We start from the raw sequence: 16194 nt of genomic DNA on the forward strand, positions 1-16194 counted from the left end.
TACCTCAGGCCCCCTTGGCCGCGCTACGGACCAGGACGAGGCCGCCGTTCGGACCGGGGACGGCGCCCTTGATGAGGAGCAGCCCCTTCTCCGCGTCAACGGCGTGGACGGTCAGGTTCTGGGTGGTGACCCGCTGGTTGCCCATCCGGCCGGCCATCCGCATGCCCTTGAACACGCGGCCGGGAGTGGCACAGCCGCCGATGGAACCGGGCTTGCGGTGCACGCGGTGGGCGCCGTGGCTGGCCTTGCCGCCGCTGAAGCCGTGCCGCTTCATGACGCCGGAGAAGCCCTTGCCCTTGCTCTTGCCGGTCACGTCGACCTTCACGCCGGCCTCGAAGGTCTCGGCGGTCACCTCCTGGCCGAGGGTGTACTCGGAGGCGTCCGCGGTGCGGATCTCCACCAGGTGGCGGCGGGGAGTGACGTCGGCCTTGGCGAAGTGGCCCTTGAGGGGCTTGTTCACCTTGCGCGGGTCGATCTCGCCGAAGGCGATCTGGACGGCGTCGTAGCCGTCGGAGTCTGCGGTGTGGACCTGGGTGACGACGCAGGGGCCGGCCTTGACCACGGTCACGGGGACGACACGGTTGTTCTCGTCCCAGACCTGGGTCATGCCGAGCTTCTCGCCCAGGACGCCCTTGATCTGCTTAGCCATCTCTCAGCGACCTCTCAGAGCTTGATCTCGATGTCGACGCCGGCCGGAAGGTCCAGGCGCATCAGCGAGTCAACGGTCTTGGGGGTCGGGTCGAGGATGTCGATCAGACGCTTGTGGGTGCGCATCTCGAAGTGCTCGCGCGAGTCCTTGTACTTGTGCGGCGACTTGATGACGCAGTACACGTTCTTCTCTGTGGGCAGCGGCACCGGGCCCGCGACCGACGCACCAGTGCGGGTCACCGTCTCGACGATCTTCTTCGCCGAGGAGTCGATGACCTCGTGGTCGTAGGCCTTGAGCCGGATGCGGATCTTCTGTCCCGCCATGGCTTCTCAGCAGTCCTGTTCTCTCGTAGCGCTCCGGCACCCGACGGTCCTCCGCCGCGGGGGCTGCGGACCGTCGCCCGACCCACGCGGTCGGGCGTGTCGCAACCCTCGCCGCATTTCTCCCGCGAAAGCATTTCTCCTACGGACGTCCACGGAGGACCGCGGTCCGCAGGAGTTTTCCTTGCCGGAAGAGGGGGGAGGATCCCACCGAGTGCCCTGGCCTGCACCCCGCTGACGCTTCCCGGAAGATTCCCGTACTTCCGCCCCTGACGAGGGGCGACGAATACGTGGGACTCGCTTCCGGTCCTCCCGGCGGGAGGCGCGCAGCATCGACGCTCAGCCGAGCAACCTGGATAGTGTGCCACACGGCGCTCGGCTCGCGCCAATCGGCGCAAATACCACGAGGGGGCGACGGGGGTCGAGGGGACCCACGATTCGGGCACGCCCGCGCCGCCGGCTCCGCACCGGAGCGCGGCGGCACTCCGCCTTCCCGTGTCCGCGATGCGGTGACCGCCCGCAGGCCGCCCCGGCCGGGGTCACCGCCCCCGCCGGCGTGTCCCTTCACCCCCGCGCCCGGGGTCGGAGTCGCATTCAGCGGGGCGCGTCGAGGTCATCGGGGTCGCGGTCACCGGCCGTCGAGTGGGAGTCCGGCGACGACGGCCTTGCCGCAGACGCGGCGGGGGACGACGCCCCAGGCGGCGGAGAGGGTGTCGACGAGGAGGAGCCCGCGGCCGCCGCAGGCGGGTGCGCCGGGCGGGGCCGGGGTGAGGACGGGCGAGCCGGGGCCGGGGTCGGAGACGGCGAGCCAGTAGTGGCCGTCGGCGGGCCAGAGGAGGAGTTCGACGCGGTGGTCCTCGGCGGGCCGGGTGCCGTGGCGTACGGCGTTGGTGACGAGTTCGGAGGCGAGGAGCTGCAGGTCGTGGCCGAGGCGAGGGCGGTGGCGGTGCGGCAGGGCGTCGAGGACGGCCCGGCGCGCGCGGGGGACGGACCGGGGGTGGGCGGGGAAGGCCCAGCGGGTGGGGAGGGTCGGGAGGGGTGGAGTGGGGTGGCAGCGGTGTGGGGGCATGGCGTACTCCCGGGCTGGGGGTGGTCGTGGACGCGCCGGTGGCCTGCCTCCCTGGGCGCGAGCACGCCGCCCCAGGGAGAGCGGGCATGCTCGCGCGGTGCGCTTCCGGCGTCGCTGTGAGTACCTTGCGCAGAACCGAGAGTAGTCGTAGGTTGGCAGAATTGCTACCAGCTTTCAGAGATTCTCTACTTCGTGCAGGAGGCAGGGCATGGCCGTCAGGAAGACACCGACCCAGCGGCAGCAGCGCCTGGGCAGCGAGCTGCGGAAGATCCGTACGTCAGCCGGCATGTCCACCACGTACGCCGCCGGATTACTGGGGCTGGACAGCGGAAAAATCTCCTACATGGAGTCCGGGCAGCGCACGATCAGCGCGGAGCGGCTGCGGACGCTGGCCTGCAACTGCGACTGCACCGACGAGAAGTACGTCGAGGCCCTGGTCGAGATGACGCGGCGCGAATCGAAGGGCTGGTGGGAGCAGTACCGGGGAAGCCTCCCGCACGGGCTGCTGGACATCGCGGAGTTGGAGGCCCACGCCACCCGGATGCGCGCGGCGAACACCGTGCACATCCCGGGAGTGCTCCAGACCTCGGACCACGCCCTCGCCGTCTTCCGCGCCGTCCTGCCGCCCCTGCCCCGCGACGAGATCGGCCTGCGCCTGGCCCACCGTGCAAAGCGCCAGGACGTGCTCGTCGGGGGCGACCCCACCGCCTACCGTGCCGTCGTGCACGAAGCAGCGCTGCGCATGCAGTTCGGCGGCCGGCGGGTCGCACGCGCGCAGTTGGAGTACCTACTCGACATGTCCGAACGGGAGAACGTCGTCATCCAGGTCATGCCGTTCGATCACGGCTCGTTCCCGGGAGCCGGGCAGAACCTCCTCTACGCCGAGGGACCGGTCCCGCAGTTGGATACCGTGCAGATCGACAACTCGCATGGGCCGGACTTCCTGCACGCGGAAGGACAACTGGCGAAGTACCGAACGCAACTGGACCGCCAGGAGGAAGCAGCCCTGCCCCCGGACGAGTCCCGCGACTTCATCCGTGAGATCGCGCACCGACTGTAGGGAGACAGCACGATGACCGCCACCATCGACTGGGAAGACCCGTTCTGCGGCGAAGGCAACTCGTGCTTCCGCATAGGAACGGACGCGGAAGGCAACGCCCACATCGCCGTGGCAGGCCAGGAAGAACACCACATCACCGACTCCCTCGAAGCCCTCCGCACGCTCATCCGCGACATCAAGGCCGGCAAAGCCGACCACCTGCTGTGACCGCACCACCCGGCATCCGGGGCGCCCGACGCCACCCCGGCGCCCGGGACAGCCGCGAACGGGGTGGGGCGGACCCGGCCCCCGCGCCGGGGTACGCGCTTACCCGGCGCCGTGCGGCTCGGCGAGGCGGCGGTACGGTTCCTCGCGGACGGTGCCCAGGACGAGCTTGGCGATGAGGATTGTCCGCCAGCGAATGCACTGGTCGCGGGGTATCCGGGGCGCGACGGCGCCCGCAGATCGGCAGCCCGCACGAGCCGGCAACCGCGCCCGCTGCCCCGGGTGTCCCGGTGGCCGGGACACCCGGGGCAGCGGGCGCAACCTCGTGGTGGAAGATGGGGCGGCCTCCCAACTTCCAGTCACAGGAGTGGTGATGAGGGTGTTCGCAGATCACCTCCGCAGATCCGGCCGGAGAACCGGCGGCTGCGTCGTCGCGGTCGCGTTATCGATCGCGATGGCCGGCTGCGGGAGCCGGGACACCGCCGAGAGAGCGGAAGAGGACGCGAAGAAGAACGAGGCGCAGGACACCAGGCCAGTCGTGCTCGTCAACCAGGCGCTGGCGGCGACATTCGACACGACGACGTCGCTGACGTCCACGAAGGACGCGCTGACGAAGGGGACGGTGGTCGTGCGCAGCACCGTCGTCGACGGCACCCCCGAGTGCCACATGCACATAAGTAAGGGCGACGACAGCTCCATAGATTTCCTGGTGAACGACTCAGGGGTCTACACCCGCATCACAGAAGAAGCGATACGAGAGACGGCGCTGCGGCAGGGACAAGTGTTGCCGGAGCAGATCACGGCGATGGCCGGCCGATGGGTGAAGCGCGGCGCGGACAAGGCCGAGATCATGCGCGAGGAGCTGTGCCGCCCGGAGGCTCAGCGTGCCCAGTTGGAGGAGCAGCTCCTGACCCCGAAGAACCTCAGGCACGGCAAGAAGGAAGCCGCGAGCCTGAACGGCCGGCCGACCACCAAGCTCACCTTCACGGGGGGACCGAGCAGGCTGGAGGTGCAGGTCGCGGCCGAAGGCCGACCGTACCTGCTGAAGATAGTCGAGTACGGTGGCGTGCTCTGGGAGTTCGGCGGGTTCGACAAGCCGTACCGGGTGAGCACGCCCGAGACGTCGATAGACGAGACGGACGTGGCGGCGGAGATCCTGGACGCCGTGTGACTGTGTCCACCCGGCGTGGCGTACCGCGCCGGCGTCAGCCGGACCCGCCGCGCCAGGACCCGCTGAAGGCGACGGCAGGCCCTGGGCCGAGCCGGCCGGGCCGCAAGAGGCCCGCCGCGGACGGGTGATACGTCCGTGGCGGGCCTCGCCGCGCGTGGTGCAGGTCAGCTCATGGGCGTCGAGTCGACCTTGAAGTCCATCTGAACCGTGTCTCCGGCGACCGATGTCGCGGTGACCGTCACACCCCACTGCTGGCTTTCCGCGCCGAGTACGCAGCGGACCGTGGCGTTCACCCGAGCCGGCAGGTCCTGGGGGCAGTGGAAGCTGTCGGGCTCCCGGCCGACCTGCGCCGCCAGGGCAGTCCTGCCCTGGCGCTCGACCTCGCTGCTCGGCACCGACTCCGACGCGCCTCCGGTACCCGGGGACGCGGAGCCGTCCTCGGCGGGGGACGCGGAGGGGTCAGCCTTGGGGGCGTCGTCTGCCTTGACGTCCATGCGGATCGTGTCGCCGTCGACCGACTTCGCGGTGACCGTCACGCCGACCTTGGTCCCGCCGTCGGTCAGTTCGCAGCGGACAGTCGCGCCCACCTCGGCCTTGAGGTCGTCCTCGCAGGTGACGTCGTCGGGCTGGCGGCCGACCTCCTTGGCCAGGGCTTCCGATGCCTTCTCCGCGACGTCCTCTTTGCTCATGCTGTCGGACGAGCTTCCGACGCTGACCGAGCACCCGGCGGAGAGCAGCACCGCGAGCACACCCGCGGTGGCCCCTGTCAGAATCCGGCTCGAAACGGCACGGCGCATTGCATCCCCCGAAAATACTCATGACTTGATCCCACCGGTCGAGGCATGAACATATCATTTGTCAATCAGGTCAGGTGAACGACCGTGATGACGGTCCGGGGAACATCCTGGGCGGCCGCGTCTGCCTCCTCCCAACGTCACGGCCCTGGTGGCGCCGGCTGGACGGCGCCCTGGCGGGTGTGGCCACAGCGCTCCCAGAACCCGCGGCACGGGTTCACGGTCGGCCGTGACCGGCGCTTTTCGGCCACCTCACAGGCCGCATAGACCGAGTTTCGCCCCGCAAGACGCAAGGACGCGGGAAGGTCTACGCCGGGCCCCGACTCCGTGCAGCAGGGGGTCAACCACGCGTGCGGCCAGTTGGTCGACGGCGCCGAGGAGCGTAGCGGCGCAGGATGCGGTTGAGCTGGAAGGTCCACCGTTCCAGCTCCGCCTCGGTCCCGGCGTGCACCGTGCACGGCCAGGCCGAGCCGTCGGCGGTCGCCGCCTCCACGTCGAGGGCGCGCCACCGGCGCTGCGGGACGACCGTCACCGACTCCAGCTCCGTCCAGTCGAACTCGGCCGTGCCGCCCTCGGCGCCGAGCGCGAGGCCGTCGGGGCCGGCGGTGAGGACGTGCTTGTGGTCGCGGGCGGACAGGGTGGGCTCCGGGGTCTCGGCGTCGGCCGGATCGTCCTCGACGTCGAGTTCGCGGCCGAGGAGGGCCGCCAGCCACTCCAACGTCTCCGCCGCGGTGGGCCGCAGTTCCGGTTCGGGTGCGAGGCACGCGGCGACGAGGGGACGGATGTCGTGGGTGAGGGGGTGGAGGTCGGGCTCGTCGTGCGCGATGCGGTGCGCGGTCATGAGCGGCGTGTCCGCCTCGTACGCGCTCCCGCCGGCGGCGGCCACCAGCACCGCGCCGAGCGCGAAGAGGTCGCCGGCCCGGCTGGCCGCCCCGGTGCCGCCGAGTTCCGGCGCCCGGTAGGCGTCGGGCAGTGGCCCGACGCTCCCGGGGTCCACGAGCCAGGGCCCGTCCTCGTCCAGTACGACGCTCGCGGGATAGAGCATCCCGTACGCCGGCGCCCCTTCTTCGCGTACGGTCTCCAGCTCGCCGATCAGCGCGACGCCGAGGCGTATGACCTCGTCCTCGTCCAGCGGCCCCTGTTCGACGAGCCGTTCGGCCAGCGACGGCGGCGGCAGCGGTTCCTCGTGGTCCATGACCGTAGATGGTCCCACGCGGTCGCTACGGCGGGGCCGGCCGGCGGCGAGGCGACGATCGCGAAGGGTACGAACCGCGGGTAACGCCGCCGACCAACGGGGGCAAACCGCCCACGAGCCCCGACTTGTGCGCACCGCCACGCACCCGCCCACCGCCCCAGGGCCTACGCAACCGGCCGGTGCTGCTCCCCCTGACCGTCCGCCAGGACCCGAGCCGTGGCCCGCACAAAGGCGTCCGGGTTGTCGAGCATGATGTTGTGGCCGCAATCCGGGACCGGTACGACCGCGACGCCCGCATCCACGAGGTCATCCGCACCCCGCAACGGCCCGTCCGCTTCCGGCAGCAGGTAAGCGCGGGGGATCTCCAGGCCGAGCAGCAGCTCACGCATCGTCGGCGTCGTGCCCCGGGCAAGGTTCGCGGCGCTGCGGTACAAGGCCGTGCGGTCCGCCAGGCGCATCGTGGACCACCAGTGCTCCCCCGCCCGGTCGCGGACGGTCTCCCAGCCGCCCTCCAGGAACTCCCGCTCGCCGAAGGCGGCGATGAGCCTGCTGCCGTTGGCGGCCCGGTCGGGCTGGACGGGGTCGAGGTTGGCGTCGATGAGGACCAGGCGGGAGACCGACTGCGGGTGGCGGGCGGCCAGCACGATCGCGACCGATCCACCCATGCTGTGCGCGATCACTTCGGCGCCGCTCACGCCGGCCGCCTCCAGTGCGGCGGCGAGGGCGTCGGCGTGGGACTCCAGCGTGTAGTCGAAGTCGGCAGGACGGTCGCTGTGACCATGGCCGAGCAGGTCGACCAGCACCGAGCGGTGACCGGCGAGCCGGGGTTCGACGGCCACCTCCGTGAAGTACACGGGCGACGTGGCGCCCAGGCCGTGGACGTACACGCGGGCGGGCTCGCCGCCCGGAAGCTCGACCCAGCGAATACGGTCGTTCCCGGCGGTCACTACGGCGCTGCGCATGCTCTGGCCCCCTCCACAACAACAGGTCGGCGAGCATAACCCGCCGCCCGCCACGCCGGCCCCGCCCGCCACGCCGGCCCCGCCCGCACCCGCTAGATCACCGGCGGCCCCGCCTCCACCCGGCGCAGCACCGGCGCCAGGCGGTCCAGGTCCGGGCCGGTCTGGATCTGCCGTTCGTCCCACCACGTGGCCCCCACGTCGTGCAGCGGGCCGATCACGTCCCGCGCCCCGGCCGCGTCCGGGGGCGTGGCGCCACCGAGTACGAACTCGAAGGGCCCCTCGGCCCCGGCCGCCGCGCGGTGTTCGCGCACGTACGCGACGAGGTCCCGTACCTCGGCCAGCTCCGGCACGTATCCGTGCCGCGCCGACTCGAACAACGGCACCGCCCCGTCCCACCGCGCCGCCCGCCGCATCGGCGGCCGCCGCGGCCAGAACCCGCCGATCCACACCGGCGGCCGGGGCTGCTGCACGGTGGCGGGCAGCAGGGCGGTGTCGCGTACCTCGAAGTGCCGCCCGCGGTGGTCGACCGGCTCACCGGACCAGAAGCGCCCCAGCAGTTCCAACCCCTCGTCCAGCCGCTCACCCAGAACGGGCAGCTCGGCGTTGTCCCCGAAGCTGCGGTACTCGTCCTCGACGGGGCCGCCCAGCCCCGCGCCGAAGATCACCCGCCCACCGGTGAGCCGGTCCAGGGTGGCGACCTGCCGGGCAAGCTGCTGCGGACGGTAGCGGGGGACGGGCGTCAGCAGAGGGCCGAGCCGGATCCGGGAGGTCGCCAGCGCGGCGGCGGTCAGCAGCATCCAGGGGTCCCCGAAGGGCCGCCCCTGGTGCCGCCGGTGCAGAACGTGGTCCCAGACGAAGAGCCCGTCCCAGCCGGCGTCCTCGGCGGCGGCCGCGAGCGTCGCCACGCGGCGGGGGTCGGCGAAGTCGCCGAAGTTGGGGATGTTGACGGAGAAGCGCATCCCCGCAGGATGCGCGGCGTGCCCCGCGAAGGGCAATCACATGCGGCGCGGGTCGAGCGGCCACGGCGCACCACCCGCTCCCGCGTCATGGCGCGGCGCCGCGAGGTGGCTGCGGCAGCCGAGGTGCAGAGGACGCCAAAGGGGACTCGTCGGAGAGCGCCAAGAAGCACGTGCTCGTCAAGGGGGCTCTGGCCGCGACGTTCGACCGGACCGAGTCACTGACGATGGAGCGCGGAACCGCCGTCGTGCCGGAGCAGATCGAGACGATGGCCGACCGCTGGGTGAAGCGCGGCGAGGACAGGGCCGACATGATGCGCGAGGTGCTGTGCCCCCGAGCGAGTGGTCCGGGGTGAGGGGCCGGCCACCGGGCCGTAGGCGTGGAGGTTGCCGAGCATCACGTACGTGGCGGCCGTCCGCCGCACCGCGCAGCAGGGACGCCGACAGGGCCGGGAACTGCTCGGGCCACAGGTGGTACGGCGCGGGACACCCTCCGGCCGCTCCCGGTTCCGGAAGGAAAGGCGTTCCTCTCGCTAATACTCGGTGAACGAAACGGGAACGTTGCGCCTGCGATGGCCAGTTCCCATCCGAAGTTCGTACAGGGATGCAAAAGTGCACCTCAGGGGAAGGGTGGGGCTGTCGGGCACGACTGCGGTGCCCGCAGGAATTCAGAGGGTGGGATCTCCGTGTCCTGGTGTCCGCCGCTGCTGTGTGGCGGGCGGCCGCCGCCGTTCCGCGACAACTGCCGGCGCACCCGGTCTCCCGGCGGGCCGCGCGGCATCCACCGACGTGAAGGACAGGACAACGTGAGACGCACGCTTGTAGTACTGGTCAGCCTGTGCAGCGCGCTCGGGCTTTCCGCGCTGGAGACGGCCGCGGCGCAGCCCGGCTCGTCGCCGGCGGCGGTGCCCGGCGGGTGGCAGGAAGTGCAGGGCGCGGAGGCGGCCGGTGCGCTCGACGGGGCGCGGGCACGCGTGGCTGCGGCGGACGCGGCGGAGCCCGTCGCGATCCAGTCGGTCCGCAACGACCGCTTCGCGACCGCCGAGGTCAACTACTCCGCTCCGCACACCGGCGTGCTGCGCGCCCGCTCCGCCCGCCCCGGCGGCTGGGAGACCTTCGACCTGATCTGGGACGAGGGCACCGAGACCTATGCCCTGAAGTCCAAGGCCAACAACCGGTTCGTGGCGGTGGAGCGCAACTTCACGGGCAAGTCGGCGAACGTGCTGCGCGCCCGCTCCACCACCGCCGGCGCCTGGGAGCGCTTCTCGCTCTGGTACAATGAGGACCTCGACCGCTGGGCCTTCCAGTCGGAGCTGAACGGCCGGTTCGTCGCGATGGAGAACAACTACACCGGCTCCCTGCAGTACGTGCTGCGCGCCCGCTCCGAGACCGTCAACGGTGGCTGGGAGCAGTTCCACCTGTACGACCGCAGCTGACCCCACGCCGCCGCCCCACCGTCCGGCATCCCCTCCGGCCCGGCCCGCCCCACCGGGCGGCCGGAGGCCCAGTGCGGGGCCTCCGCGTCGAACAGGCGCCGCTACGGCGGCGTCCGGGCCCGTACGGGGCGCACCGAGGCCCCCGCCCTCAGGCCATCACCCAGCCACGGGTCACCGGCCACCGGCTACGACGGGCCGGCTCCACGCAGCGCCCCGCGACACAGCCTGTCCGCCACCCGCGTGGTCTCGGGGAGGCGGTACCGCCTCGCCAGCCTGAGCGTGACCGCACACGCGTCGTCCGCCCCGACCAGGTGGCCGGCGGACACGTACACCGGCTTCACCCCCGGCTGCGTACGAAGCGCGCGCCCCACCGGCTCCGTACCGTCCAGAAGCGGGGTCGAAGCACCCCGCTCCGCCCCCGGCGCCTCACACCGGAAGTACAGCGGGTTCTTCGCCACCCCGAACGACGGGACCCCCGTCAGCACCCCCAGGTGACTCGCCAGCCCGACGCGCCGGGGATGCGCGATCCCGTATCCGTCGCACACGAACACGTCCGGCGGACCGTCCAGCCGGCGCAGCGCCGCCGCGACCGCGGGAACCTCCCGGAAGGCCAGCAGGCCGGAGACGTACGGGAACGCGATCCGCGACACGGCGGTCGCCGACGCGACGACGTCGAGACTCTCCACCTCCAGCACGGCAACCGCCGCGGCGCACACCCCCGCCTCGTCGTCGTACGCCACGTCGACCCCGGCCGCCGTCCGCCACCCCGACCCGCCGTACGCCCCCTCGACCCGGACGAGACCCCACAGTCGCCGCTGCTCCGCCACCGCCTCCTCGACGGTCCGCGGACGACGCAACTCCCCGGCCAGCTCCACCCGCCCACCGTAACCGGGGCCCGGCCACGCGCACGGACGCGCCGTGACCGGGCCCCGGCCGCCGCTAGTTCCGGTACCGGAAGACGATCCGGCCGCGGGCCAGGTCGTACGGCGGCAGCTCCACCAGCACCCGGTCCTCCAGGTTGATCCTGATGTAGTGCTTGCGCATCTTCCCGCTGATGTGCGCGAGCACCCGGTGGCCGTTCTCCAGTTCCACGGTGAACATGGCGCTGCGCAGGCACTCGACGACCCGGCCCTCGGCCTCGATGACGTTCTTGTCCTTCGTCATCGAACCAGCTCCAGGTTGCTGCTCACCGGCCGCGCACCGACGCCCTCGAAGAGGGCGGTGGCCGGCTGGTTGGACTCCTGGACCTCGGTCCAGGCAGCGTCCGCCCCGTCCCGGTGCAGTACCCCCAGCGCGTGCGCCAGCAACGCCCGCGCGATGCCGCGGCGCCGCGCGCCGCCCCGTACCGCGACGAGCCCCACGCGCGGCCGTTTCGCCGTCACCACCCGGATGAGCCCCAGGTAGCCCTCCGGCGCCGCGGCCACCGCGTACGTCGACGGATCGACGACGGTGTCGCCCCCGGGGCGGAGGATCACCTCGGCGGGCATCGACTGCCACCACCCCGCGGCGGCTTCCACCTCGCTACGGATCGCACGGTGCGCCGCCCGCAGCAGGTCCTCGTCCACCTCGCCGGCGGGCACGATCGTCACGCCCGCGGGCGGCCGGCCCTCCCCGAGCCCATTGACGCCCGGGTCGGTCGCGACGACGTACTCCCACTCCCTCCGCCGGACCGCGAACCCGGCGCGCCGCCAGGCATCCGCGAGCCCGGCGTCGGCCTCGTCGACCACGGCGTAGAGCGGCGCCGGCAGCTCCGGCAGCATCGCCTCGGCGAGCCGGTCGAAGGTGTCGGCGTGCCAGGCGTCGATGCCCACGAACAGGCGACCGTCGGCGCGGTGCTCCGCATAGCCGGTGCCCACGACCACGTCGTCGTCCAGTGCATGCCATTGCCGGTCCGCGACGCGGGCAATCGTCACCGCGTTCTCGCTCGGGCCGGCCAGGAAAGGCTTCGTATCCATCGGAGTCTCCCTCCCAGGAGTGCCTCGATCTCGGGCGCTCCGGGCGACACCGAAGGTCAGCCGCCGGACCGTGACGGGTTGAGGGAGCACCCACGGGTTATTGCGTTCACGGGTCTCACCTCCAGCAGCCGATTCCACGGTCCACCACGACCGTAGCGGCGCGCCACCACCCGCTCAAACCCTTTTCCCGCCGTACACGGCGGCCAGGCGCCCGCCGGGGTCAGTCCCGCCAGTCCAGCTGCGGCGCGGGGACCCTGATGGAACGCGCGTACTCCACCGCCCGGCGGCGGCCCTCGGCCTCGACGGGATGGGGGCCAAACGTAGCGAACCGCCCCGGACTGCGATCGGCGCTGCCGTCGCGTACGCCGTGCGCACCCACCCGCTGGGGCGCAGGGCTCGGGCATCCGCCTACAGCCGACGAGCCCGCTCGGCCCCTATCACCCCTTCGATGAACGCGTCCGGCGGACGATAGCGGTGTGCTGCGACGTAGTGGTGGATCAGGTCTGGCGCGGCCAGCCAGGTGCCACCGCAGTCCACCACGCGGACCTCGGCTCCCCCGAGCGTTACGGAGCGGCCACCTGCCTCGATGGTGATCGGATATGGAGGCGGAGCGCTCGGGTGCGGCAACCGGCACGAGTGCCGTCCGCGTGTTCGCGCCTGAGGGTGGTCGGCACAGAGAATCCCGAGCTTCTCAAGAAACCCCTCGGGCGTACTTCCCACCGGGTAGTCCCGACCCACATCCAGCCAGCCCACATTGAGCATGGCGCCGCCCGGCGGGATGCTGTCGGGAAGATATGAGTACGGCGAGAGGTCATCGAAGGCGGTCATACCCATCGCACCTCTCCCCCGGTCGTCAGGCCGCCCGTCCTTTGGAGACTTCTTCGCCCAGGGATGGCCCTCAACCGCCCGGACTTCCGGACGGCGGGGGCGGGATGAACCCCCGCTCAACCGCCTGCTGCAACTCGAACGTCGCCACCGTCCGCTGATGGCGCCTCACGCGCTTACTCGGAAACCGAACCCGGAGAGCAAAAAGAGTCGCCAACGCAACTCCTACCGACACCACCGAGATGAGAATCGCCGGCTCGTCGTGAAGACGCCAAACAGCAACGACGAGCAATGCCCCGATCTGGGCAATGATCCCCCCTCGCCACGACATGTTCAGATGCATACCGAGGGCGTGACGCGCCTTGGCGGCTTCGAACGGATCGATGCGGGGACCCATGTGAGCAGGCAGCGGCACCCGAGGCTGCGGGCGTCCCCAGGTCCCGTACCGGCGGTAGTGGTACACCGACCACCACGCCCTGGCCCGCGCCTGCTCCCCGTCGTCCCGTTCGAAAATGAGCCGCTGCGTCCACCGCCCGGGGTAGGCGAAGCGGAACACGTATCCGAACTCGTAGGCCAAGTCGATCATTAGCGGGATCTCAAAGGAATCACGGTTGGAGATGTATAAGGTGAAGGCTGGGCGACCGTCGAAGTAAGCGATGATCTCTGCGGCTTCCATGTCCAAAAATCCCTCCCATGGTCTAGCACGTGAGCGTCAGCGTGAGTCGCCTCTCGAAAGAAGCAGAGAGCTCAGCATCATGAAACCCACCTCTCCCACTCCGGCACCGCACCCACCGATTCCCCCTCAGCCGCCCCCGGGCTCCTCGGCGAACTCGATGCTCTTCAGCAGGGACACGAGGTGCTGCGCATACGCGTCCCAGTGGTCCAGATCCGGCGTCTGGAAAGCGACGACGACCATCTCCTCGCGGCCGGCCGACAGCTCACGAGGCACCGGAACAAGCGCCTGGAACTCCCCCACCGGCACCACGGAATCGCCGCCCTCGACCGCCGAGTCCCCATGCATGGGCAGGCCGACCTGCCGCACGAAGACAGACGCGGGCCCGCAGGGCAAGTCGAACGGCCTGGCCGCCACCGCATCGCCCTCGGGATCACGCAATGCGTTCACAAGCCCCCGCGAGGCGAGGTGGGCGTCACCGTAGGCGAAGGGCTGAGCAGCCACGAGCAGGACACCGAACCTCGGCTGGTCTTCCTCCCACTGCCAGTACGCCCCCGCATACATGGCCCCGATCGCTTGCAGTGCGGCAGACCACTGCTGGATCTGGACCGCCAGGATGTCCGCCTTGTCACCTGCAAGCCCCGCCGCAGAAGCGGGAGTTGCAATAAGCTCACGAGCCTGGACCAGACTCAGCCCCACAGGAATTGGGTTGTAACCCGCAGGGATCTCAAACGTCACGAGCGCCATCGCAAATCACTCCTTGCACTCGCCAACATCAGGGCTTGGCGGGGGAGGCATGAAGCCACGTTCAACCGCCTGCTGAAGTTCATACATCTCGACGGTGCGCTCCAGGCGCTGGTGACGCTTAAGTGTTACGAAGGGGGTGAGTGCGACCCCGACTACCAGTACTCCCCCCACACCCAGCAGGGGCAGCAGAATTGCGACTTCCTCTCGGAAACGCCAACATGCGACGGCGAGCAGTGCAGCTAGGACACCTGCAATTTGCAGCACCCACCCCCTGTCTCGCGCGAAGGCCAAATCATACCGCGCGTGCGCAGCTTGCCGGTGATCGATACGCGCACCCAAGGAAGGTGTAAGCCGCACACTAGGCACGGGCCTGGCCCAAGTCCCGTGCACACGATAATACCCATGCGCCCAGCTTGCTCTGGCGCGCGCGATGCCACTATCATCTCGCCGGAACGAGAATCGAATACTGGTACGCCTGTGGGACACGCCAGTAAGTTGATACCCGAATTCATAGGCTATTTCAATAATTTGCCACACATTGCCAAAATTGAATCCACTGAAGGAGACGTCTGATGTTTCACGGCCGTCAAAGCTCCGGATAATCGAATGCTCATCCATGTTCTCGATAGCCTCCCGTCACTCGCGCCGAATTCCAGGCGTTCTCAATTGCCACGAGCATCGGCCCGCCAGCAGCCGGACTTAGGAACTGAGCGCGTTGCCGATTATCCTTGGGCACGAAGTTCTTCAGACTGTCGGGGTTCCTAAAAAGACCAACTACCGAATCAACCAGCGCGACATTCGAACCCCCCGTGGCGTGACGGCTTCCGGCGATAGCCATGCCAGTGTTGCCAATAAATTTCATGTGCTTGCCAGTTGGCACGGCTCCGATAGCATCCTGCGCCAACGTACGATTCGACACGTCAGCACCAAGGATCCGAGCTGTCCCGTGTGTGACAAGAGCCGCGGTCGCCATCCCAGCTGATACCTCGCCGGTGAGGAAAGCAGCAGCTTTGATATGGGGGCCTGGGACAAAAATGGAAACGGTGTAGAGGCCGACTGATATGACTCCAGTCAGGGCGCTGAGAGCAGCGAAGAGGTCTCCGACGGCTGCGATGTTGGCCGCGTGGTCCTCGACCCACTGGGCGACATCGTCGGGCAGGTTGGCGATGCCCTCGGTCACCGTCTCCAGGTACTCGCCGAACGAGCCGGACAGATCGCTGATCGCGTCGCCGATCTTGTCGAACAGCCCGGGCTCGTCCGGGGCGATCTCCATCGCGCCGTGGAGGCGCCGGGCGACTCCGTGGCCCTCCGCCCGGTAGTCCTCGGCAAGCGCGCGGGCGCGGCGGCGCACATCTTCGAGCCGCACCGAAGCGGTGTCGACCGCGTCCTGCGCCTGGCGGCACTGCTCCTCCTCGCGGACTCCGCCGCTCCTCGGCGCACTCGCTTGCCGGTACCGCTCCGGGGAACTCTCGGCCGGAGGCTTGTCGTCGTCCCCGGTGGCCGCGTCGAGCCTGCCCACCGCCTTGCTCAGTTCGCGCTCGGCTTCCTCGGCCTCCCGCTCCAGCCGGCGCGCTGTCGCCTGCTGGGTGCGCATGTACTGGGCCCAGCCCTCCAAAGCAGTGGCGGCCATGCCGAACGAGTCACGGGCCTGGTCCATCTTGGGCCGGAAGTCGTCCTCGAACTTCTCCCGGAACGCCTCCGCCGCCTTACCCTTCCAGTCGCCCGGCCCCGTCCCGTGCAACACGTGGCAGATCTCCGACAGCGCCCGCGCCGTCCGCCGCACCACCCCGGCAACGTCCTCCGCCCCCTCCACATCGCCCGGGCAGGGCATGAAGCCGAGGGAGGCGAAGTCTGCGGGGCGTAACGCGCTCATCCCCTCCCTCCGCCCCGCGCCGGAAGGGCGTCCGCAAGTTCGGCGTCGACGCGCTGGAACTCCTGCTTGATCTTCAGCAGCGCCTCGGCGGCGGCGTCGGAGAACTTCTCGATCTGCCCGATCCCGTAGGACCACTCATCTCCGAAGTCGTCCATGCGACGGGCCAGTACCTCCACGCCCATCGACCAGCCATCGACGTCTTTCATCTCCCGGCCCGGCCGCTTCATCAGCTCCGAAATGCGTTCGATGTTGCGCCGGACCCGGTCGAGGGTCTCCATGTCCACGTACAGATCGCTCACGTGTCG

Annotated in this window: 21 protein-coding genes; 5 read left to right on the plus strand and 16 right to left on the minus strand. The window is 70.1% G+C overall.

From position 1 onward, the window contains the following. Positions 1–4: 4 nt before the first annotated feature. The 3 genes from rplC to ABD317_RS00485 all read right to left on the minus strand — a co-directional run bounded on the left by rplC (position 5) and on the right by ABD317_RS00485 (position 2038). A complete protein-coding gene (gene rplC / locus ABD317_RS00475; RefSeq protein WP_344286613.1) occupies positions 5–649 on the minus strand; it encodes a 50S ribosomal protein L3 in 645 nt (214 codons plus the stop codon). 14 nt (positions 650–663) lie between these two features. Then, positions 664–972 (minus strand): 30S ribosomal protein S10, encoded by a 309-nt coding sequence (gene rpsJ / locus ABD317_RS00480; RefSeq protein ID WP_003948644.1) that lies wholly within the window; start codon positions 970–972, stop codon positions 664–666. A gap of 625 nt (positions 973–1597) precedes the next feature. Continuing rightward, positions 1598–2038, minus strand: a complete 441-nt coding sequence (locus ABD317_RS00485) for an ATP-binding protein (RefSeq protein ID WP_344286615.1) — start codon at positions 2036–2038, stop codon at positions 1598–1600. A 208-nt stretch (positions 2039–2246) separates the two neighbouring features. Here ABD317_RS00485 and ABD317_RS00490 point away from each other — a divergent pair, with 208 nt between their 5' ends. The 3 genes from ABD317_RS00490 (at position 2247) to ABD317_RS00500 (ending at position 4473) form a co-directional block, all read left to right on the plus strand. Beyond that, complete coding sequence (locus tag ABD317_RS00490; protein ID WP_344286617.1) at positions 2247–3098, plus strand: helix-turn-helix domain-containing protein; 852 nt, start codon at positions 2247–2249, stop codon at positions 3096–3098. Between the two features lie 12 nt (positions 3099–3110). After that, positions 3111–3305, plus strand: a complete 195-nt coding sequence (locus ABD317_RS00495; RefSeq protein WP_344286619.1) for a hypothetical protein — start codon at positions 3111–3113, stop codon at positions 3303–3305. 370 nt (positions 3306–3675) lie between these two features. Further along, positions 3676–4473: a hypothetical protein gene (locus tag ABD317_RS00500; RefSeq protein ID WP_344286621.1), complete on the plus strand. Its 798-nt coding sequence runs from the start codon at positions 3676–3678 to the stop codon at positions 4471–4473. Positions 4474–4637: 164 nt separating this feature from the next. Here ABD317_RS00500 and ABD317_RS00505 read toward each other — a convergent pair whose 3' ends face one another. The 4 genes from ABD317_RS00505 to ABD317_RS00520 form a co-directional block, all read right to left on the minus strand. Then, complete coding sequence (locus ABD317_RS00505; protein ID WP_344286623.1) at positions 4638–5270, minus strand: DUF4333 domain-containing protein; 633 nt, start codon at positions 5268–5270, stop codon at positions 4638–4640. A 337-nt stretch (positions 5271–5607) separates the two neighbouring features. After that, a complete protein-coding gene (locus tag ABD317_RS00510) occupies positions 5608–6462 on the minus strand; it encodes a protein kinase family protein (protein ID WP_344286625.1) in 855 nt (284 codons plus the stop codon). A 164-nt stretch (positions 6463–6626) separates the two neighbouring features. Continuing rightward, positions 6627–7424 (minus strand): alpha/beta fold hydrolase, encoded by a 798-nt coding sequence (locus ABD317_RS00515; RefSeq protein WP_344286627.1) that lies wholly within the window; start codon positions 7422–7424, stop codon positions 6627–6629. 92 nt (positions 7425–7516) lie between these two features. Continuing rightward, positions 7517–8383 carry an LLM class flavin-dependent oxidoreductase gene (locus ABD317_RS00520; RefSeq protein ID WP_344286629.1) on the minus strand — a complete coding sequence of 289 codons (867 nt, stop codon included), beginning with the start codon at positions 8381–8383 and terminating at the stop codon, positions 7517–7519. Positions 8384–8553: 170 nt separating this feature from the next. Between ABD317_RS00520 and ABD317_RS00525 the strand changes: the two genes are divergently transcribed. Both ABD317_RS00525 and ABD317_RS00530 read left to right on the plus strand, forming a co-directional pair. Next, entirely contained in the window at positions 8554–8736 is a 183-nt protein-coding gene (locus ABD317_RS00525) for a hypothetical protein (protein ID WP_344286631.1), read from the plus strand. A 450-nt stretch (positions 8737–9186) separates the two neighbouring features. Further along, the gene (locus ABD317_RS00530) at positions 9187–9816 is read left to right on the plus strand and encodes a fascin domain-containing protein (RefSeq protein ID WP_344286633.1); all 630 of its coding nucleotides are present in this window, start codon (positions 9187–9189) and stop codon (positions 9814–9816) included. A gap of 185 nt (positions 9817–10001) precedes the next feature. On the opposite strand, the gene ABD317_RS00535 is transcribed toward ABD317_RS00530, so the two are convergent. The 9 genes from ABD317_RS00535 to ABD317_RS00575 all read right to left on the minus strand — a co-directional run bounded on the left by ABD317_RS00535 (position 10002) and on the right by ABD317_RS00575 (position 16188). Then, positions 10002–10691 carry an endonuclease V gene (locus ABD317_RS00535; RefSeq protein ID WP_344286635.1) on the minus strand — a complete coding sequence of 230 codons (690 nt, stop codon included), beginning with the start codon at positions 10689–10691 and terminating at the stop codon, positions 10002–10004. Positions 10692–10755: 64 nt separating this feature from the next. Further along, positions 10756–10980, minus strand: coding sequence for a translation initiation factor IF-1 (gene infA, locus ABD317_RS00540; RefSeq protein ID WP_018834859.1), 225 nt, complete (start codon positions 10978–10980; stop codon positions 10756–10758). Beyond that, a complete protein-coding gene (locus ABD317_RS00545) occupies positions 10977–11771 on the minus strand; it encodes a GNAT family N-acetyltransferase (RefSeq protein ID WP_344286638.1) in 795 nt (264 codons plus the stop codon). Before ABD317_RS00545 ends, infA begins: the two co-directional genes overlap by 4 nt. A gap of 408 nt (positions 11772–12179) precedes the next feature. Continuing rightward, entirely contained in the window at positions 12180–12599 is a 420-nt protein-coding gene (locus ABD317_RS00550; protein WP_344286640.1) for a DUF7919 family protein, read from the minus strand. A gap of 70 nt (positions 12600–12669) precedes the next feature. Then, complete coding sequence (locus ABD317_RS00555; protein WP_344286642.1) at positions 12670–13272, minus strand: hypothetical protein; 603 nt, start codon at positions 13270–13272, stop codon at positions 12670–12672. A gap of 126 nt (positions 13273–13398) precedes the next feature. Further along, on the minus strand, positions 13399–14016 hold the full coding sequence (locus ABD317_RS00560) for a hypothetical protein (protein WP_344286644.1): 618 nt from the start codon (positions 14014–14016) through the stop codon (positions 13399–13401). Positions 14017–14022: 6 nt separating this feature from the next. Further along, entirely contained in the window at positions 14023–14634 is a 612-nt protein-coding gene (locus ABD317_RS00565) for a hypothetical protein (protein WP_344286646.1), read from the minus strand. Further along, positions 14627–15889 (minus strand): WXG100 family type VII secretion target, encoded by a 1263-nt coding sequence (locus tag ABD317_RS00570; RefSeq protein ID WP_344286648.1) that lies wholly within the window; start codon positions 15887–15889, stop codon positions 14627–14629. The genes ABD317_RS00565 and ABD317_RS00570 overlap by 8 nt, the downstream gene beginning before the upstream one ends. Beyond that, positions 15886–16188: a hypothetical protein gene (locus ABD317_RS00575; protein WP_344286650.1), complete on the minus strand. Its 303-nt coding sequence runs from the start codon at positions 16186–16188 to the stop codon at positions 15886–15888. Before ABD317_RS00575 ends, ABD317_RS00570 begins: the two co-directional genes overlap by 4 nt. Positions 16189–16194: the final 6 nt, after the last annotated feature.

Origin of the sequence: Streptomyces synnematoformans (assembly GCF_039531005.1) — a bacterium.
In the GTDB taxonomy this organism is placed as follows: domain Bacteria; phylum Actinomycetota; class Actinomycetes; order Streptomycetales; family Streptomycetaceae; genus Streptomyces; species Streptomyces synnematoformans.